Raw genomic sequence first — 18,897 nt, forward strand, 5'->3', positions numbered from 1 at the left:
CCCCAGCCCCCGCCTACCAGCGGTAGGTGGCCGTGGCCACTGCCTGCCGCAGCTCGCCGTAGCGGCAGCTGCCTGCGCTGCAGTTGCTCAGATAGGCCTTGTTGCCCAGGTTGCGCAGGTTCAGCGCCAGGCTCCAGCGCTGCAGGTCGTAGGCGACCAGGGCATCCACCACCGTGTACGAAGGCAGCGGGGCCGCTGCCGACTCCTGGTAGCCGCGGTTGGCGCCCATGTAGCGCGCTCCAATCCCCACCCGCAGGCCGGTTGCAAAGCGGTAGTCGGCCCATACCGACAGCTGGTTGCGCGACACCGCCTGCATCTGCTTGCCAACCTCCGAAGGCGTGCTGCTGGCCGTGACGATGGCCTTGGGCGTATAGGTATAGGCCGCGATCACGTTCAGGTTCTTCAGCGGTTGGAACGCGGCCTCCAGCTCCAGCCCGCGCACCGCAATCTCGCCGGTCTGCCGGGGCAGGAACTCCGGCGTGTAGGTGATGTAGTTCCTGCGGCGCAGATCGAAGATGGCGGCGCTGTAGCGGCCTTTTCCATCTGTCGGCACATAGCGCACGCCGGCCTCGTACTGGCGCCCGGTTTCGGGCTTGAGCGGCGTATTGGTCTCCGGGTCCATGGTCACCGTGGGCGAGAACGACTCGGAATAGCTCACATAGGGCGCCCAGCCGCTGGGGTGCAGATAGACCAGTCCCGCGCGGCTGGTGAACTTGTGGTCGTTGATGCGCGTGCGGCTGCCGTCGATATGGCTGCTCACCGTGGCCGAGGCGCTGTCATACCGGCCGCCCACCGTGGCCACCCAGTCGCTCCACTTGATCTGGTCCTGCAGGTAGATGCCCGTCTGTGTCAGCCGCGTGCGGGCGTCGAACCAGGGATCACCGGGCACCACATCGTTCGTATACACCGGCGCATAGCCGTCGATGCCCGACACCGTGCCCGCGTTGTAGGTGCGCTGGTCATTGCGCGAGCCCTGGTAGTCCAGCCCCGCCAGAAACGTGTGCTGCCAATCGCCCAGCCGCAGCTTGGCCTGGGCCTGGTTGTCTATGGTCAGCAGCCGCGCCCGCTCCTTGCTGCCGAACGGAAAGCGGTTGAGCCGCCGGAAATTGGCCGGGTCCAGCGGATCGGCAGGGTTGACGATGGCGAAATCGCTCTGGTTGTAGACCTGCTGGTAGTCCACCTTGATGGCGCCGTAGCGCGCGTTCTGGCGCAGCGTCCAGGTGTCGTTCAGGCGGTGCTCGAACAGATAGCCCAGCATCCACTGGTCCTGATTGAAATGGTCGAATCCCGGCTCGCCCACATAGGTGCCCGGCGAGAACTTGCCGTTGGGATTGGGCAGCAGCGTGCCCACCTCGGGAAAGCTGCCGTAGGAGCTGCCATCGCGTATGCGCAGATAGTGCGCCAGCACGGTCAGCGAGGTATCGGTGGAGGGCTTCCACGTCAGCGAAGGCGCCAGGTACACCCGGTCATTGGGCAGGCCGCTGGCCTGCAGCTCGGCATCGCGCACCATGCCGGTCACGCGGTACTGCAGCGTGCCCTGCGCATCCAGCGCCCCCGCAAAATCCCCGCCCACCTGGCGCCGCCCATGGTTACCCACCTGCACCTGCAGCTCACGCAGCGGCTCGCCCGTGGGCCGCTTGCTGACCACGTTGACCATGCCGCCCGGCCCCGTCTGCCCATACAGCACCGAGGATGGGCCGCGCAGCACCTCGATGCGCTCCGTGCCGTAGTTCTCCGTCTGCCACACGGCCCAGCCGTTGTTGTTGCGCAGCGGCAGGCCCTCCAGGTAGTAGCCGGGCGTCTGCGCATCAAAGCCGCGGATGATGGTCCAGTCGAAGCGCGAATCCGCACCCCAGGGTGACACATTGATGCCCGGCGTATAGGCCAGCGCATCCTTGAGCCGCAGCGCCCCGCTGGCGTTGATGAAATCCGAAGTCACCACCGAGATCGACTGCGGCGTCTCCTCCAGCGGCGTGTCGGTCTTGGTGGCCGTGGCGCTGCGCCGGGCCACATAGCCGGGCACCGGCCCCGTGGCCGTCTCGGCATCCACCGCCCCGCTCACGGTCACCGTGGGCAGGCGCGGAATCTCCCTGGCTGCCGGAGACACTGCCTCAGGCGCGGGCTGCGGTGCGGCCCGCAGCACATAGCCGCCGGGCGTCCTCGCCAGCACATAGCCGCTGCCGCGCAGCAGTACGCCAAAGCCTTCTTCCACGCCATGGCGGCCCTGCAGCCCGGGGGAGCGCAGGCCGCGCAACTGATTGGCATCGATGGCAATGGCCACGCCCGCCTGCAGCGCAAAGCGGTTGAGCGCATCGGCCAGCGGGCCGGCAGGCACGTCATAGGCAATGGGCTGCGCGGGGGCCTGCGCGACCGCGGCCCCCGTTCCCGTGGCAGCCAGCGCCGCCACCGCAGCGGCGATGGCGATCCTGGCGAACCGCCCGGGCAGCGACGGGGGGCGGCTGCGGCCTGCGTTGGTCGGCAATGGCATGGCAGAGGATTCCTTCCTTGGTTCGTTGGTGTCTTCCAGGGCTTGACGCACGAACTGCGGAAAGGCGAACCGGATCGGCAAAAAAATTTTGAAATCGTCCCCTCAGGGCCCGGGCGCATCCACCAGTACCAGCCACGGCGTGAGCTTGCGAATGCGCAGCTCGGGAAAGCTGCTCATCAGCAGCTGCAGCGCGCGGTCCGTATCGTCCAGCGGCAGCACGGCGCTCACGCGCAGGTGGCGGATCTGCGCGCTGTCGTAGCGGATATGGCCGGGCCGGTGGCGGGCCAGCGCATCCAGCACCTCGGCCAGGGGCTGGTCGCTCACCACCAGCTGGTGGTTGCGCCAGGCATCCGCCAGGCCCCGGGCGTCCATGGCCTGCACGTGCCCCAGGCCGTGGTTCGTGATGCGCACGCGCTGGCCGGCATCCACCGTGGCAAATTCCTGCCCGCCCGCAGCGGCCTGCGCCGCCACGCGCGACTCCAGCACGCTCAACACCGTGGCATCGGCCTGCCGGTCCACCACAAAGCGCGTGCCCAGCGCACGCAGGCTGCCCTGCGCCGTCTCCACCACAAAGGGGCGCGATGCATCACGGGCCACATCGACCAGAATCTCGCCCTGCACCAGCTCCACCGTGCGGCGCCGCTCGTCATAACGCAGGTTCACCGCGCTGCCACTGGCCAGGGTGATTCGCGTGCCATCCGCCAGCGCCCGGGTCTGCCACTGGCCTGTGGCCGTGCGCAGGTCCGCCATCAGATAGCCCGGTGGCCAGGCCTGCAATGCCACCCAGGCCGGCAAGGCCAGCACGGCAGCCAGCATCAGGGCCGCACCGGCACGCCGAGTGCGCCGAGCCCGGCGTGTCTGCCCATCCTGCTTTCTTCCAGCACTGCCCGACGCATCCAGCGCCGCACGGGCTGGCCGGCTGCCGGCCGGGCCGCTGCGCGCAGCCTGCAGGCGGTCCAGAAACTGCTCCATGTCCAGGGCGGCGGCCGCATGGCGCGGGTCGGCACGCTTCCATGCTTCAAAGCCCGCGCGGGCCGTGGCGCATTCGGCCTCGTCATCGCCCGTCAGCGCCACAAGCCACTGCGCCGCCTGCTCGGCAAGGGCATCGTCATCCGGCCCTGTGCCGGGCATGCGCTCCGCTCTAACGGACATGCTCGGCCACGGCAGGGCAATGGGCGCGGCAGTGCAGCAGCGCCTGCACCAGGTACTTCTGCACCATGCGCGTGGAAACACCCAGGCCCTGTGCAATCTCGGCCTGCGGCTGCTCGTCCAGGTAGTGGCGCAGAAACGCCTCGCGCGGGCGCTCGGCCAGCCCCTCCAGCGCAGCGCCAATCTGCTCCAGCGCCTGCACCGCCATCAGGATTTCTTCGGGCGCCGGATAGCCGGGCAGGCTTTGCGCCACCAGCGCCAGCTCATCCAGATAGGCCTGCGCCATGGCCTGGCGCCGCGCCCGGTCCACCAGCAGCCGCCGCGCCGTGGTCGTCAGGTAGGCGCGCGGTTCCGCCATGCCCAGCAACGCATCGCGCGAGGCCAGGATGCGCACAAACGTGTCATGCGCCACATCGGCCGCATCAAACGCATTGCCCACCCTGCGCCGCAGCCAGCCGCGCAACCAGCCATGGTGGTCGGCATAAAGGGCAGCCATGCGTTGCTGCAGCGCGGATTCGGTGGAAGACACGGTTTCTTCTGCGCTGCGCCCGGGGCAAGGCGGCAGCTGCAGCGGCGGAATTGAGAATGAAACGCATTCTATCCAGACAGAACGCATGCGTATCAGTCTGCGGCGTGCCCACAACGGGCGCGGTGGCAGGCATGGACCGGCGGGCAACGGTGCGGCGGATACGGCCAAGCCAGTCCAGGGCACCGCCATGCCCCTGCCCCACCCTATCGCAGACCTTCCGCCTGCAGTGACTGGCGCACGGCAGGCCGCTCCCGCATCCGCCCGTACCAGGCTGCAAGATGCTCCAGGCCATCAAAGCGAATGCTCGTCTTGTAGACCGACTCCAGCCACGGCGCCTGCCCCCACTGCGTGAGCGCGTACAGATAGGCATCGGCCACGGTGAAGCCATCGCCCATCAGGTAGCGCTTGCCGGCCAGTTGCGCGTTCACCCAGGCATACCGCTGCTCCAGCTTGGGCTTGGCCGTCTCCACGCCGTACTTTCCCGCCGCCACTGCATACAGCAGCGGGATGAAGCCCTTGTGGATTTCCGAATTCAGAAAGGCCAGCCACTCCAGCAGCCGATAGCGCTCACGGCTGCCCTGGACTGGCACCAGAAGCGATGCAGGCCGCAGGTCCGCCAGGTACTGCAGAGCGGCGGGCCCTTCCCGCAGCAGGCTGCCGTCGTCCAATTCCAGCAGGGGGACATAGCCAAACGGGCTGAGCGCACGGAAGTCCCTGCCGTCTTCCGTCTGGTGGGTCTTGTGGTCCACCCGGACCAGTTGGAAATCAAGCCACAGTTCGTTCAGGACAATGTGCGGCGCCAGCGAACAGGCGCCCGGCAGGTAATACAGCTTCATGGAATTTCTCTGATGATGGAACAAGGGGCCTGCGCGTTCAGGCACAGCCCCTGGCCAATGTCATGCACCAGGGATAAATCTGGAAGAAGGCAATAAAACTGCCCATAGGTTAAAAAAATATACCTGCCGCCTGCCTATGATGAATGTGCTATGAAATCCAACATCTCCGGCTGCTCCGTGGAAGAAGCCATGCGCCTGCTGGGCGGCCGCTGGAGGCTGCTCATCGCCTCCTACCTCATCGACGGCCCCCGCCGCTTCAACGACCTGCGCCGCGACATGCCCGGCATCTCCCAACGCTCCCTCACCCTGGACCTTCGCGCGCTGGAGGAAGCGGGCCTGGTCAAGCGCACGGTCTACCCCACTGCACCGATCAAGGTGGAGTACGAATTGACCCCGGATGGGGAGCGGCTCAAGCCGGTGGTGGGGGTGATGAAGGAGTTTGGGTTGTGGGTGAAGGGGAAGGCGCCGGCCTGACGAGAGCTGCGCCGGCTGGCTGTCTCCATCCGCCCCCCTGCTGACAGGCAGGCCCCATCGCCGCATGCACGGTGATTTCCAGAACAACGACCATGACGAACAAGCCTTCCGAGCAGGCATCCCGCGCCGAGTACGCGCGACGGATCAATCGCGTACTCAACTACATCGATGCCCACCTGGATCAGCCTCTGGATGGTGCGCATCTGGCCGACATCGCCAATTTCTCGCGCTTCCACTTTCACCGAATTTTTGCCGCATGGATGGGTGAAACGCTGGGCAGCTATGCGCAGCGCCGACGGCTCGAGAAGGCGGCGTTCCGGCTGTCCTGCGGCAGCAAGGAAACCGTGCTTGAAACCGCCTTGGCCACCGGCTTCCAATCGGGCGAAGCATTTGCGCGCGCCTTCAAACTCAAGTTTGGCTGCACGCCATCGGCCTGGCGCTCCACCACGCTTGAGCGGCTGAAGACCCAGGCGGCCGCCATCGGGCAGCCGCAACGCAGCCAGGAGAGCAATCCTGATCAGGTCTTCGGCAATCTCCATCAGGAAGACCCGCGCGCGTTAGGCGAACCTCAGGGCTCTTGTCACCTGAAGGAAGAAATCGCCATGGACGTACGCATCATTAATCTACCCAAAGCACATGTCGCCTATCAACGCTTGATCGGCCCCTATGGGCCAGCCATAGGCCAATTCTGGCGAGGCACCATTGCGCCGTGGATGCATTCCAATGGCCTCAGCGATCAAACGTGCTACGGCATAGGCTATGACGACCCCTCTCTCACGCCCGCCAACAAATGCCGCTATGACGCCTGCGTGGAAGTCTCCGCGCATTTCGTCGCCAGCGGCCAGGTGGACACACAAGCCCTGCCGGGCGGCCGTTACGCCGTGGCAAGGTTCAAGGGAAAACCCGAGGGCTTGGCCAATGCCTGGATGTGGCTGACGCGCGAATGGATGCCGTCCAGCGGCATGCAATGTGACGACCGGCCTTGCTTTGAGATGTTTTCTGTGGGCACCGCCATGGATGCCGAGACAGGCGAGTTCTGCTGCGACATCTGCATTCCGGTGCGGGCGCTGTGAAGCGACTCAAGCTGGGTGAGGTTTGACGAATGTGCTGGGTTGGCCGGGTGAATTCACTACCCGCTGCAGGCGTTGGACCTTAGCCGTCAGGTGTCGGCTTTGCAGCGACTGCTGTCCGACGTTGCTGCGAGATCAACTGACGCTGACAGCCACACAGCGGCCGTTCCAAGCTGGCTTGAGTGGAATATCAAGCGAGCCTCTCTATGATGACCACCACACCATCAAACTAAGGCTTACGCCAATACCGGAACAACTGGTCGCTGGAGCAGCCCGCGGCATGGAAATGCCGCAACATGTGGACGACTGTCTCCTTAATCACCGAGTGGTTGTACTCCGTACCTTCGTAGTACTTGCACTGCACGAAGGCGCTCGCCCCCCATCGTCCAGATCGATGTCTTCCACCCCCTCGACCGTGAAGCTCGCGTGCTTGGTCACCTGGAGCAAGCGCACGATCGTCTGGTCGAACTGGTAGAAGTAGCCTTTGATCGTCGCGGTTGCACTGCGGTTGGTCACGGCCGGCCCTCGGATGCGTCTAAGCGGCAGTTGGCTGTTACTGAGAGGCGGCTCCGCCAACGGAGCCAGCGCCTGGGTTGGCCCCTTGCGACAGCTCGCGCGCAGCAACTCCCAGGTCCTGCCACGCCCGCGGATGGCAGCTGAAGACGAGGATCTGGTGCCTGCTGGCGGCGTCGTAGAGCACTCGCTTCATCTGATCCAGGCGCTCCTTGTCGGTGTGGACTAGCGCATCGTCCAGGATAAGCAAGGTGGGCTTTCCCGCCTCCCGCAGTAGATCCGCGTACGCAAGCCGTGCAACTACGCCCATCTGCTCGCGAGCCCCGACGCTGAGTTCCTCGAACTCGCCAGTCTCGGCGCCGTTGGTGCCTACCCGGGTGATGCGCCCAGGCGATAGGTCCTCGCTCACCTCAATGCTCGAGCCCGGAAACAGGATCTGCAGGTAGTGGTTCAGATGCCGTTGGAGCGGCGCACGCAGGCGCCTCGCCAACGCGGAGCGCTTCTCGGTGAGCAGCTTCAATAGGTGGCTCAGCGCCTTGGCCCGGCGCTCCAGCTCGGTGCAACGCCGCCCCACCTGGTCCAGTTCGCGCTGCTTGTCGGCTGCTACCTCTTCCAGCCCCAAAGCACCTTTGGCCTCGAGCTCGGCCTCGAGCCGGATGATCTCGCCTGCGCGCTGGCCGTGCGCGGCCTCCAACTGCTTGGCGCTTCGCTCGAACCGCTCGACATCCTGCTGCAGGACCGAGACGTTGAGCGTGCGCAACTGCTCAGCGAGCGCGTCCACATCGGCTCGGGCCGTGGTCTCGTGCGCGAGCGCATCGGTCAGCGCGTGGCTGGCGGTCGCCTTCTTGTCTGCACGCAGTGGGTCGCTGAGCGTGGCCCTGGCCGCAGCCAGCTCATCTTGCGCGGCACTGACCAGTGCCTTCGCTTCGCTGACGGCGAGCTTGGCTTCGTTCAACTGGGCCGACGCGTCGTCAAGGGTCGTCCTAGCCAAAGATTCGTCCGATTCCGCTTGCGACACGGGTACGCTGGCAGTCTCAGCCCCGACTGCCAGCGCCAAGGCCTCCAGCGTCTGCCGGGCCTCGGTCAGCTTGGTCGATAGCGCAGCCACGTCCGCATCCAATGCGGCCAGCCCCTTCGGGGCATGCGCGGCGAGCACGGATGTGGCCGCCTTGGTCTCGGCCACACGTTGAGCATGCAGCCGCTCACGCGCTTCTGCGGCAGCCAGATTCGCAACGCCCAGGCTCTGCAGCAGCACGGCTAGCTCATCACGCTGACGATCGCGATCACCGATCAGGCTCTGCAGATCTTCGCCGCCCGGTAGTACCGTGATGCGCCCCACCCCCTCGATGTCGATCCCCGTTCGCGCCACTACGGTCAGGCGTTCGGCGCCCTTCACCTCGGCACCCGCCACGCGCACCTTCGCGCCAGACTCGAGCTCGAACTCCAGCGCGGTGGACACCGCGTCCAGCTTCGCCTGCGCGGTGCGCAGGCGGTCGGTGCCCTCGCGCAGCCGCTTAAGCTCGATGCTGGGTAATGCGAGCGACAGCGCCTCGGCTTGCAACTGCGTCAGCTCTTCCTGCTTGAGCTGAGCTTGGCTATGGCTCCGCTGCAGAGCCTGCACCTGTGTCGTGAGGTCAGCGACGGACTTCTCCTGGGCCTGCCACGCGGCCACTTGGCGTGCTGCCACCAGTCGTTCGCGCGCCTTCGTGCTCGCGAGCGTGGCCTCCGTGTGGCGGGGCTCCCAGGCCTGAAGCAGTCCCTGTGCCTTGAACAGCTTGCCCTGAGCCTCCTCCAGGTTCGCTTCGCGCAAGGTCAAGGCTTCCTCGTCGCGCTCCATGAGCTGAAGCTGCTGGCGCACGGCGACGACCTGCGTGGTTGCCTGTTTGAGCAGCAACTCATGCGCAGCCAGTCTGTCGGCCAGCCCCGTAGCGTCGTCTAGCTTGGCCTGAGCCTGCGCGTGCTGCTCACGCAGGGCCAGCCAAGGCCGCGCTTCGCCGTCTCGCCCATGATCGCGGCGCAAGGTCGCCAAGCGGTCTACGGCGGTCCGGTACGCATCGATCTCCGCGCGCAGGACTTCGAGCTCCTCCTGCAGCTCCGAACGGCGCCTGAGCGCCTCCGCGTACGCGCCGCGAGGTGCCTCGGTAGACGGCGTCAGTAGCTGATTGCGCTCGGTTTCCACGGCCTTGATGACATCGTCGCCATTGGTAGCCGCCAACTCGTCCAGAGAATCCCCCAGTGCGTTGCGCAGGTGATCGCTGGCAAAGCCGACGGCCTTGGCGAGCTCGTGCGAGGTCCCCTGTTTGATCCAGAGCAGACCAGGAATTCCCATGTGCTCAGGCGAGCTGCCGCCCCTACCGGCAAAACTGAACCCCAGCAGCTGTCCCAGGTGATCTTCGGCTTCAGTCCCGTCCAGGTCCCTGCCATCGATGCTCAGCTGGCATCGCTTCTTGCCCAGGAAGGCCTTGCTGAGCCGCGCGGGCTTGCCACCGAGCTCGAACTCAACCTCGACCGAGGGCGTCGCGGAGCTGTCGTTCCACGGACGCAAGCTACTGACTGAGCTGGACTTGTACCGCTCGAAGAAGGCTGCTCGAATGGCTTCGGCCACGGTGGACTTGCCCGCCTCGTTCGGCGCAACGAACAGGTTCAGTCCGTCGGTGAAGTCGCGCAGTTCCAAGGGCAACCGGAAGCGTTTGAAGTTCTCGATTCTCAACCGCTTGAGTTTCATGCGCCAGCTCCCCGACCAGGAAATTGGTCGTTCAGAATCCGGGCCAGCGCCAGGATCGCGTCCCGCGCCAGTCCAGGCTCGGTACCGGCTTGCTGCTCGCGCAGCTCCTGCAGCGCCTCGCCCACGAAGCCGTCGGCATGCAACGCCTGAATGTCCTCCTCAGTGGGCTCGAGCCTCAATGCCGCTGCATCCGCCCGTGCTTTGGCGCGTGCAGCCCCGAGCGAGGTCGACAGCTTGCGGTGTCCCGCCAAGTTGCAGGTTCCGGATAAGCGTACGTGAATGACATCACTGCCGCCCACCGCATCGAGAGTCCGCACAACCTCGTCGACGTCCGAATCGACAGCCATCCGCTTCTCGATCTGACGCCAGCCGAACTTGCCCGTGGGGACCGTAGTGACATCAGGCTCAAGCGCCGTCGCCTCGATGGAGATAAGCAGCACCTGGCCCGAATCATTGGCCTTAAACCGGTCCGACTCTGGCGTGCCGGCGTACCAGGTCCTGCTATCAACCCGCTTGGTGCCATGCCAGTCCCCCAGCGCCAAGTAAGTCAGTCCCGCGACTTGTGCCCGGCCCGCAGCGATCGGATTTGCCGAGTCCACGTCTTCGGGAAGGATCCCCTGCACGCTACCGTGAGCCAGACCGATTCGCGGCAAATCATCAGTTGAAACGTGCGCCGCGAACCACTCGGTGAGGTCGACGTAGGTGTGGCGCTGGGTCAAAGGCGCTGGCAGCAAGGTGAACTTGCCGGCCACGACAACGGGCTTGGGCTCCAAGCACACGATGACGTTACCGGGGATCGCCCCCAGACGCTGTGCCCGGCTCCACACCGACTCCGCCAGCGCGGCATCGTGGTTGCCCGGCATGAGGACCCAGGTCCCGGTGAAGCCTTGCATCGCGTTGAAGAGCCGCCGGATGGTCTTGTCGGCCACCGTCTGGGCGTCAAACACGTCGCCCGCGACCAAGATGGCATCGACACCCCGATCGGTCGCCAAACCGGCCAATCGCTCCACCACCGCAAAGCGGGCTTCAAACAGCGCAGCCGCATCGTCGGACTCGAACTGCGAGAACACCCTGCCTATCTGCCAGTCGGCCGTATGCAAAATTGAGATCAAGTCGCCTCTCCCCGATCGTTATGCCTTGCAGGAGCTCTCCCGCAGCGGAAACTTAACACGTTGTTCACGACCAGTTTAACGTTTTGAAACATCGCTAAAGCGCTAGCCTGTTTAGCCGTCTCTTGCGCTCAGGTGAGCTTGAGTCCGAGCCCGGCAACGACTGCCGCGGCCAGCACTTACGAGATCGTGCTGGCCTTGAAGTGCTGCTGAAAATCGGCCTCAGTCACCTGGCCGAGTTGGAAGCTCCGAAGATCAGCGCCCTTGAGCGAGGCGTACTCCAGCTTGGCGAATAGCAAGCTCCTCCATTGAACTGGCGGCTGGGTCGCGTCGAGTGCGGTTCAGTTTCAGCCTGCGTAACTTTTGCCTTCACCTTCGCGATGAGCCAACCGGGGAATGTGGGCAGCAACGAAATCCTAGTCCGGCCAACAAGCCAGGCGTACTGACGGTTGCTTCTTGCGAAGGTCAGATTGGAGCGATTCCAACGAGCGACTCCTCTGCCAATAGCCGTCAGGTGCGGTTGCTCAACCGTTTGGCTGCTTGCAGCCTGAGACCATCGTTCGGAAGTCTGCAGCTGTCAACTGCTCCGCAGCGATTGCAGTCAGTGATCATTTCCAGACATGTTCACGCGCATGCCAGGAAGCCGTCGCTGACCGCCGCGTATTCCGGCGATGTTGCGAGCGTTGAGGAGTGCATTGAAGTCAATGGCCAAGCCAAGTCTTGAACCGAGACCAAAAACTTTGGGGGCGTGGCTCCCATTCTTGATAGGCTACTTTGGGCTCTGGTGTTAGTACGGTCAACTGTCGAATCGCCGAGCGCATCTCGCCGCTGCCACCGTAGTGTGATGCTTTGGCCTTCTTGTCACGACGTCGCTCCGCTTCAACCTGCGCGTCTGACCAGGGGCCGGCCTCCAGCACGCGATTGCGCTGGATCACATAGTGCGACCGGCACTTCTGGTTCCAGTTGCCCACGGAGGGGAAAAGCGAAATGGATTCGCCGTCGAAGGTCATGCGCCAGTCGGTCGGTGTGAACGGCGTCACCACGCGGTCGCCGCAGCCGCAGCAGCACGAGTGCACGGCTGTTGCGTACTCCATCGAGACGTAGAGCACTCCTGGCTCCAGCTCACGTGGCACGTTCCGAACGAATCGGTGCTCCAGGGCTTGGTGCCGCATCACGATTGGTCTCCGTTCAGCAGCATGCCGCCGTCCGTGGTGTAAGTGCAGTGGTGCTCCTGCTCCAGGTCTCGGTAGAAGCCGCGCAGCTTCTTCCACTTCATCACGGCCAAGCACGCGTTCAGCGCATTAAGGTCGGCCACCTGGATGTTGGACGCATACAGGTCCTGGCCACCACCACCAGCGAAGGAGACGCGACCCTGGTGGACGTGTTCGCGCTTCTCAGGCGTGCTCGTGGTGACGCGCAGGATGCCCCCGAGGCTGCCGCTCGTAAGTTCCAGGCCCATACCGACGTCGATGAAGGGAACGCCCAGCGCCTCAAGCTTGGTCACGACGGCGCGCTTCTCCTCGCCGGCATCCATGCTGAGGAACGCAAAGGTGATGCCGTCTAGCAGACCGAGCGTCTCCGTCTTCATCTTCACAGGGTGTGCCTCGATGAAGCGGTGCATGCGCCCGTAGATGCTCTTCAGGTAGTGCACCTTCATCGGAGCATCCCGCAGCTCCTCCAGGGTCGGTGCGCCAGGTGCACGGAAGGCGTTGTGCGACAGGAAGACATCGGGGTCGAACAGGCGAATTTGCTTGACGGGAGTCTTTGCCACAAAGTCGAGGATGTAGCCACCGGTGCCGCCTAGGCCGATGATGGCCACGACCTCCTGTCCCAGCTTGGCGACCAGCGCGCCAATCCCAACGCGGCTGGAAGCCGTGTCGAGGTAGTTGAAAACGCTAGCCTCGTCTTCCTCGTCGCCTCCGCGGAAAACGCGCGGGCTAAGGCCCGGCTGTAGCACCGCAGCCGGCCCGGACACGATGGTCGCATAGGTCGACATCTTGGCGTAGTAGTCCGGGTAGCCCTGATCGCTCGGCTTGCTGGAGAAGGTGAACCGTGCCTTGAGCCCGTGGCCAAGGTCGGTGTTCGGCTCGGCATGCGAGATGCCCTGCAAGCGCGTCCCGTCGGCATTGCATGGGAAGTCGCCATCCCAGTTCATGACGTGCGTTTCGGGCTTGCGGGTGCGGTCGCCAGCCAAGTCAAGGGCCGACGACAGCGTGCCGAGGCGAACCTGGCGCTGGGCATCGACGTAGGGCACCTCCCGCATCACCAGGAGGCTCCCCTGGATGCGCATGAAGTAACCCTCCGAACGAAGGCGCGCCAGGTCGGGATTAAGACTGAACAGTGCGCGTGACATTGAAGATGGTTCCTTTCCTCTTGACTTCGACCGAGCCGCCCTCGCCGAGCTCGCCGGCGTGGGGGAGCGAGGCCGCATTGCGGTAGGTCATCGAGAACTTCACATTGGTCTCGCCGGCCGCGTTCGGGTAGTACAGCTTGACTACTTGCTCGAAGGTGACGTGCTTGTCCGGCACAGTCTTCTCTTCAGAATTGACCAAGATGACGTAGCCCGTGTCCGGCTTAGGTGCGGTGATGAAGCGCTCGATGCCCGGTGCGTCGAGGTTGATGCGGTCGTCCGGGTCGATCATGCGGTCTTCACCGCCACGAACCTCCACGAACACGGCCTCATCCGGCGACGTGTCCGCGAGGTCGTACAGGACGCTACCCAGCATGTCGGCGCGACCCCAGGCCAACTGGCGGTCGTTCAGCGTGAACTTGAAGTCGCGGTCGGACTTGAACGCGATGAAGCGCTCAGCGCCCTTGCCGCGCAGATCGAAAGTCTCGTCGAGGCGGACGTCCTCGAATTCACCCGTGTCCAGGTAGGCGAACAGGATGTAGTCGTTGCGGTGGTCCAGGCCTGCGCTGGCCAGGATTTGCCGGCCTGTGGGAACCGGGTCCGGCACGTCGATGTGGCGGAAGGTCAGGCCTTCCAAGCCAAAGCGGATACGGTAGGCGGCAGCCTCCCGCAGAGGACGGTCCTCACGGATCGCGTCGCCAACGTCGTCAAAATCAGGATGTTTCATAAGGTCCTTGCGGTTGCTGTAGCGAGGTTTTTCTCGCCTACAACCCTCGAATCGGACCTACCGGACATCGCCGGTCAACTTTTTTCAGAAATTTTTCGAGAGCGTGCCTGGTGGCACGGCGCCGCACACGAAGAAAGCTGGGCAGTTAGGACAGATAGCGTCCGATGGCTCGGTCTTGAACTGGCCGGCTCGGATGCCACGGAAGATGTCCGCCAGCTTGTCCTGGCGGTTACTCATTTCCCTGGGGGTGAGAGTCAACGGCTTGGATTCAGCGTCTGCCAAGTAGATGAGCTCGACACTGGCATCGGGGAATGCCGCCCTGGAGGCCAGCACGAAGGCTGCGGCTCCAACGTCCTTCCCGTCACCACTGGACGCGTGACCCGTCTTCACCCTGCGCAAGGTTCTGACGCCATTTCGCACCAAGACTTCGTCTGGGGTGACTTCTACCTCGTAGTCGCCAAACGAGACGGGGAGCGCTGTCGGTGCCTCTATAACTGCGCCCGCTCTGGAATCCAGGAAATATTGAAGCATCGTCGTTGCCATCGCCCGGAAGTCGTCGACGTAGCCGTGTTCATGCAGACCGTGGGTGACAAATGCCATCGAGAGCAGCTCATCGAGCTTTCCTGTCGGTGCCCCCCCTTGCGCCGCGAGGGCGCGGTAGACCTCGCGCACCGCCTCGTGCATCTGCATGAACGAGTTCGTCCGACGACGACCGCCCACCTGCAGCAGGTGCGTGTACAGAAACCGTCGGGCGCAAGACTCGTAGAGTCCGACTGCGTCGGAACTGAAGCGCGGCGTACCGGAGAAGACGACAGGAATGATCGCCTCGTCCGGAGCAGGAGGCATGACGGTCGACGGCGTCACCGGGCACGAATCGACTGGCCCGATCCGCTCCAGGAACGGCGATAGCGCTCTGGCGCGCCCGGTCGCGGTCGCGGTAGCACCGTAGAACGCCAGGCGATTCTTTGCACGGGACATGGCGACGAAAAACAGACATTCCTGCTCTTCGTTATGGGCTGCCCGTGCCACCTCGTCAGCGTTCCCTTTTCCGCCGATGACCATGCCCGCTGGTGGCGGGCACCTTGAGGTCCGCAGAGAGCCAGGAATCGAGTCCTTATTGACGCCGGCGATGTGGACAACCGGGAACTCAAGCCCCTTCGAACCGTGGATAGTCATCAGGCGGACTGCGTCGACCCCCTGGGCAGCCGCAGGTAGCTGCCTCAGGTCTCTGTCATCCCTCAGACGCAGCAGCCGCCTTATGCGGTCAGACAGTCGCTGGATCGGGAGTCCTTGAGCGTTAGGTTGCACTCGAACGAAGTTCATGAACTGCCATATTGCGATGCCTTGGGCCTGCTCCGGTACGCTGGTCGACGCTGCGATGCGTGCTGCTTGCCTGGTTCGGTCCAACAGCAGCGTCGCTAGAACGGTCCAAGGCTGCGATGTTGCGTCGAAGCCAGCAAGGGCCGCATGGAGCGCAGCCAGTGCCGCTTGCCCCGCTGGCGTTACCTCGATCGGGGCATCAAGCCTCCATGCGCCTAGCTCCGCGTTGGTTCCCCGAAGATGCTCAAAGACCCGGACTGCGTCTTCCAAGCCCATCGTGAACTCCGGCCAGCAAGCGGTCCGGATCAGCCCCATCGCGCGGCGGTCGACAAGGAGCGTCAGCATGGCGACAAGGTCCTTCACTTCCGGCCGCTCGAAAAGGCTCCCCAGGAAAAGCACCGGAATGCCTGCGCGCTCGAGTTCCTGTCCGATATCAGACAGTCGGTCATTCCCGCGACACAGGACGGCTTGGTCGCGATACTGGTATCCCTCTGCGCGGAGCTCTTCAATGCCATCAGCGATGGCCGATGTAAGCAAGGGCGTGGTGCCCACCGTGATGACCTCGGGCAGCTTTCCACCAGGGCCTCGATCCGCTTCGAGCGCCTTCTCGCTGCCGGCGACAGACATGCCCGTCGCGAACGTCGAAAAGGCATGGACCACTTCCGAGGTGGAGCGGTAGTTGAGCTTCAGGCTGTCGCGCACAGCGCCAGGGAAATCTTCTCGTCCGAAGCGGGACATGTTGAACGACGAGGCACCGCGGAACCGGTAGATCGATTGCTTGGCATCTCCTACCACCCACAGGTTGAGGCCCGTTGGCTTCAGCGCCGCCAGAAGCCGTACGCTGCTGCGGTTCACATCCTGGTACTCGTCAACCAGGATGTGGTCGTAGTCGCTCTGAAGCTGAGCTCGAACTGCATCATCGCTCTCCAGCAGCAGCACCGGGCGCATGACCAGGTCACCGAAGTCCAGGCACTGAGAAACGGCTTTCAGTTCCTCGTAGCGCGCATAGACCTTGGCGACCTCTGCTGCCTTCTCTGCAGCTTCCACCGCGCCCGGGTCGGTTGCCGCCGCATGCATAGCTGCGGCCAACACCTGATACCCAGCGGCATCAACAACCTCATCCTTTGCGCGTGACACCGCAGTCAAGATTTCAGCCGCTGTCTGCGATGGATCGTAGAGGTTGCGGTAATGGGTCAGGCCGAGTCGTGGAAACTCGTTCTCAAGAAGCTCCACGGCCTCGGCTCGATCCAACAGGCGGGGATCGGCCGGTAGGCCGCACCGGTCATTGAATCGCCGTAGGATGTCCAGGCCGAAGCTGTGGAAGGTACCGATGCAGAGTGCTGCCGCGTCCTTCGGCCGCTTCAACGCGATCCGCTCGATCATCTCTCCAGCGGCCTTATTCGAGAAGGTAAGGAGAAGGATGCGTCGTGGGTCCACGCCTTCGTCCAGCAAGCTTTCAACACGTGCAACGAGTGTGCGGGTCTTCCCCGTTCCCGGCCCAGCCTGTAGTAGGAATGCCGCGCCCCGATGCCGAGCCGCATCACGCTGTTTGTCGTTGAGAGGAATTTCAACGGGGTCGGCTTCAGCGGCGACCGGAACGGTTGGCAGGAGCAGCGCATCGAGCATCTGCTGAGCGACGACTTCGAATGGAGCACCTAGACGTCCTGCAATGTCAGAACAGGTTTGGCCCTGAACAACATGCAGGTCAACGATCCGGGACCTCGGTAGCAGAAGTTCCCTGGCGAAGAGGTCCATTTGGACTTCTCGACGTTGTCGGCGGCTATAGTCGATGACCCGATCCATCCCGATAGGAGCAGCTTCCGAGGTGCGGGCTGGGTCAATCTGCGCAGCTGTCTCGTGCGCCTTTTCTCCATCGCCCAGTACGGCGTGCCCGATTTCGTGCGCAACCAGGAAGGCTTGATCGAAAGGTGAGCCTTCGCGCTCATGGAGGATGAGGGGAAGTTCAGGATCAAAGGAGGCTCGGCCGCCATCGAGCATCGCGGCGCCGGGAGCGCAGGTCTCGACGGTTATGCCGAGGTCGTTCGCGATGCCAACAGCGAATTCGTACGGAGACCAGGGGTTGCCCCCGCGCTGGAGGGCCTCATCATGTAGTCGCCGAGCGTGCTGCCGAGCCAGCTCTATCGGGTCCATGACTACTCCTCGCGAAATAGGTTCGAAATGCTCTGTTCGTCGACGCCTGCGTCTTGCAAGACTCTCTCGAACGACACTTTCTCAGGGGCGACAGGTTTTACGGCCGACTTCCTAGCACGAGCCAGCGGAGCCTCAGGAGGAAGAGCGAGGTATGAGAGCAGTGTCTCGGTTGATGTCTGCAGCGCCTCAGCCATTTTCGCCAGAACGCGGCGGGGCAAAGTGGCGACCTCTATCCGGCGCTCTCGGAACGCAAGGCCAACCTGCACAGGTAAGGACAGTACTTTGATGGCGTCGGCAAACGTCTTTGCTGGGGCAACCTGCAGAGTCTGAAGCGTTGCCAGGGTCTCTCGAAGACGCTCCATGCCTGCCGCGACGAGGTCGAATTCGGCAGCACCAGGGGGAACGTCGTCGTCAAACTCGCGAGTCATCTCCATGGAGAGGTCTATCAAGGCCGAGGAATACTCGGGGTACTGGGCGAGGTATCGCTGCAGAACTCCGTCGTCTCCTGACTCAAATTCCATGGCGAACGCCCTCAGGACATCGTCTGCGGTGATTTGTGGCCGATTAGCCATCACTTCCTCCCCTTGCGCTCAAGGCGCAGCTTCAGAGACACAAAGGCCTTGTCACGATGCGTGCGGACGGTCTTCTCCGATCTTCCCAGGACTTTGCTGATGGACTCGACCGAGGGGTCGTTGGACTCAATGGGAATGTCTTGCCGCCACATCACGACGATCCTCCTTTGGAACTCAGGTAGGCTGTCAATCGCCTCATCAAGGAGGAGCCGGTAATCTTTTTTGTCGAGTTCGTTGGCGTCGAACGGGTCGTAGTCTCCGACGGCTGACTCGACCTGGACGGAGACCTCGCCATCCTCTGTCTCAATTTCAGTAGTCCGGTTCTCGTGCTTCCAGTGGCGATCGTTCGCGTCCCGACGATCCGCCGCGACCGCGCTGTTGAAGTTGACCTCGTAGTAGTCGAGGCGATCGTCGTACTGGTTCCGGTCGCTGAGTAGCAGGTCAATGAAGTGATCGCGTACGGCCTCGCGGATGTTCATCTTGGTCATCGAGACCGTTTTGCCGTCGGCGTTGGCTGCTGAGGGAACTCGGCGAGCCACGCGGAGAAGAAGTTTCTCGGTCAATTTCTCGCGATGAGCGCCGGAAGCCGCATTGCGCACAAAATATAGCAACGCTTCAGCGGAAACGTATTCGGGATCACTGACCTGCCATATGTCAGCACGACGCTCCAGTTCTGCGGCGCTGATCCCAGCGAGAGCTTGAATCTCGCTCTCGACCTTTTCTCGCCTGAAGTAAGGCGTACCGTCGAGCTTGCGTTTACGAAGAGGACGTGTCACGACTACTCCTCAGCTTGGGGCATGAAGGGCGCCTATCCGGCTACTGCGTCAAACTGTAACATAGTGATCGAGATGCACTTCGCATCGCGCGGTACGCCAACGTTATCA

14 protein-coding genes are annotated in these 18,897 nt (G+C 63.5%); 2 read left to right on the forward strand and 12 right to left on the reverse strand.

Annotation, left to right across the window (positions count from 1 at the left end; all coding sequences use genetic code 11):
* Positions 1-13 precede the first annotated feature (13 nt).
* The 4 genes from INR38_RS19340 to gstA form a co-directional block, all read right to left on the reverse strand.
* Positions 14-2,488 carry a TonB-dependent siderophore receptor gene (locus INR38_RS19340; protein ID WP_207443775.1) on the reverse strand — a complete coding sequence of 825 codons (2,475 nt, stop codon included), beginning with the start codon at positions 2,486-2,488 and terminating at the stop codon, positions 14-16.
* Between the two features lie 102 nt (positions 2,489-2,590).
* Positions 2,591-3,640, reverse strand: coding sequence for a FecR domain-containing protein (locus tag INR38_RS19345; RefSeq protein WP_242699130.1), 1,050 nt, complete (start codon positions 3,638-3,640; stop codon positions 2,591-2,593).
* Positions 3,630-4,166 carry a sigma-70 family RNA polymerase sigma factor gene (locus tag INR38_RS19350; protein ID WP_043824270.1) on the reverse strand — a complete coding sequence of 179 codons (537 nt, stop codon included), beginning with the start codon at positions 4,164-4,166 and terminating at the stop codon, positions 3,630-3,632. The genes INR38_RS19345 and INR38_RS19350 overlap by 11 nt, the downstream gene beginning before the upstream one ends.
* 203 nt (positions 4,167-4,369) lie before the next feature.
* Positions 4,370-5,002, reverse strand: a complete 633-nt coding sequence (gene gstA / locus INR38_RS19355; protein ID WP_207443776.1) for a glutathione transferase GstA — start codon at positions 5,000-5,002, stop codon at positions 4,370-4,372.
* Between the two features lie 150 nt (positions 5,003-5,152).
* On the opposite strand from gstA, the gene INR38_RS19360 reads away from it, so the two are divergent.
* Both INR38_RS19360 and INR38_RS19365 read left to right on the forward strand, forming a co-directional pair.
* The gene (locus tag INR38_RS19360; RefSeq protein WP_065345876.1) at positions 5,153-5,476 is read left to right on the forward strand and encodes a helix-turn-helix domain-containing protein; all 324 of its coding nucleotides are present in this window, start codon (positions 5,153-5,155) and stop codon (positions 5,474-5,476) included.
* Between the two features lie 92 nt (positions 5,477-5,568).
* A complete protein-coding gene (locus INR38_RS19365) occupies positions 5,569-6,549 on the forward strand; it encodes a GyrI-like domain-containing protein (RefSeq protein WP_207443777.1) in 981 nt (326 codons plus the stop codon).
* A 550-nt stretch (positions 6,550-7,099) separates the two neighbouring features.
* Here the strand turns inward: INR38_RS19365 and INR38_RS19370 are convergent.
* The 8 genes from INR38_RS19370 to INR38_RS19405 all read right to left on the reverse strand — a co-directional run bounded on the left by INR38_RS19370 (position 7,100) and on the right by INR38_RS19405 (position 18,789).
* Entirely contained in the window at positions 7,100-9,784 is a 2,685-nt protein-coding gene (locus tag INR38_RS19370; RefSeq protein WP_207443778.1) for an AAA family ATPase, read from the reverse strand.
* Complete coding sequence (locus INR38_RS19375) at positions 9,781-10,896, reverse strand: DNA repair exonuclease (RefSeq protein ID WP_207443779.1); 1,116 nt, start codon at positions 10,894-10,896, stop codon at positions 9,781-9,783. The genes INR38_RS19370 and INR38_RS19375 overlap by 4 nt, the downstream gene beginning before the upstream one ends.
* A gap of 698 nt (positions 10,897-11,594) precedes the next feature.
* Positions 11,595-12,002 carry a DUF6527 family protein gene (locus tag INR38_RS19380; RefSeq protein WP_207443780.1) on the reverse strand — a complete coding sequence of 136 codons (408 nt, stop codon included), beginning with the start codon at positions 12,000-12,002 and terminating at the stop codon, positions 11,595-11,597.
* 62 nt (positions 12,003-12,064) lie between these two features.
* Positions 12,065-13,246 (reverse strand): ThiF family adenylyltransferase, encoded by a 1,182-nt coding sequence (locus INR38_RS19385; RefSeq protein WP_207443782.1) that lies wholly within the window; start codon positions 13,244-13,246, stop codon positions 12,065-12,067.
* A complete protein-coding gene (locus INR38_RS19390) occupies positions 13,221-13,970 on the reverse strand; it encodes a multiubiquitin domain-containing protein (protein ID WP_160852997.1) in 750 nt (249 codons plus the stop codon). Before INR38_RS19390 ends, INR38_RS19385 begins: the two co-directional genes overlap by 26 nt.
* 84 nt (positions 13,971-14,054) lie before the next feature.
* Complete coding sequence (locus tag INR38_RS19395) at positions 14,055-17,441, reverse strand: UvrD-helicase domain-containing protein (RefSeq protein ID WP_207443784.1); 3,387 nt, start codon at positions 17,439-17,441, stop codon at positions 14,055-14,057.
* Between the two features lie 2 nt (positions 17,442-17,443).
* Complete coding sequence (locus INR38_RS19400; protein WP_207443786.1) at positions 17,444-18,013, reverse strand: hypothetical protein; 570 nt, start codon at positions 18,011-18,013, stop codon at positions 17,444-17,446.
* A complete protein-coding gene (locus INR38_RS19405) occupies positions 18,013-18,789 on the reverse strand; it encodes a sigma-70 family RNA polymerase sigma factor (protein ID WP_207443789.1) in 777 nt (258 codons plus the stop codon). The genes INR38_RS19400 and INR38_RS19405 overlap by 1 nt, the downstream gene beginning before the upstream one ends.
* Positions 18,790-18,897: the final 108 nt, after the last annotated feature.

Origin of the sequence: Delftia sp. SD018 (assembly GCF_017355445.1) — a bacterium.
GTDB classification, from domain to species: Bacteria; Pseudomonadota; Gammaproteobacteria; order Burkholderiales; family Burkholderiaceae_C; genus Comamonas; species Comamonas acidovorans.

What these genes read in the sequence shown, in the direction of transcription:
- INR38_RS19370 (WP_207443778.1), bottom strand. Translation starts at nt 9,784, where the DNA reads ATGAAACTCAAGCGGTTGAGAATCGAGAACTTCAAACGCTTCCGGTTG.
- gstA (WP_207443776.1), bottom strand. Translation starts at nt 5,002, where the DNA reads ATGAAGCTGTATTACCTGCCGGGCGCCTGTTCGCTGGCGCCGCACATT.
- INR38_RS19345 (WP_242699130.1), bottom strand. Translation starts at nt 3,640, where the DNA reads ATGTCCGTTAGAGCGGAGCGCATGCCCGGCACAGGGCCGGATGACGAT.
- INR38_RS19390 (WP_160852997.1), bottom strand. Translation starts at nt 13,970, where the DNA reads ATGAAACATCCTGATTTTGACGACGTTGGCGACGCGATCCGTGAGGAC.
- INR38_RS19400 (WP_207443786.1), bottom strand. Translation starts at nt 18,013, where the DNA reads ATGGCTAATCGGCCACAAATCACCGCAGACGATGTCCTGAGGGCGTTC.
- INR38_RS19340 (WP_207443775.1), bottom strand. Translation starts at nt 2,488, where the DNA reads ATGCCATTGCCGACCAACGCAGGCCGCAGCCGCCCCCCGTCGCTGCCC.
- INR38_RS19360 (WP_065345876.1), top strand. Translation starts at nt 5,153, where the DNA reads ATGAAATCCAACATCTCCGGCTGCTCCGTGGAAGAAGCCATGCGCCTG.
- INR38_RS19395 (WP_207443784.1), bottom strand. Translation starts at nt 17,441, where the DNA reads ATGGACCCGATAGAGCTGGCTCGGCAGCACGCTCGGCGACTACATGAT.
- INR38_RS19365 (WP_207443777.1), top strand. Translation starts at nt 5,569, where the DNA reads ATGACGAACAAGCCTTCCGAGCAGGCATCCCGCGCCGAGTACGCGCGA.
- INR38_RS19385 (WP_207443782.1), bottom strand. Translation starts at nt 13,246, where the DNA reads ATGTCACGCGCACTGTTCAGTCTTAATCCCGACCTGGCGCGCCTTCGT.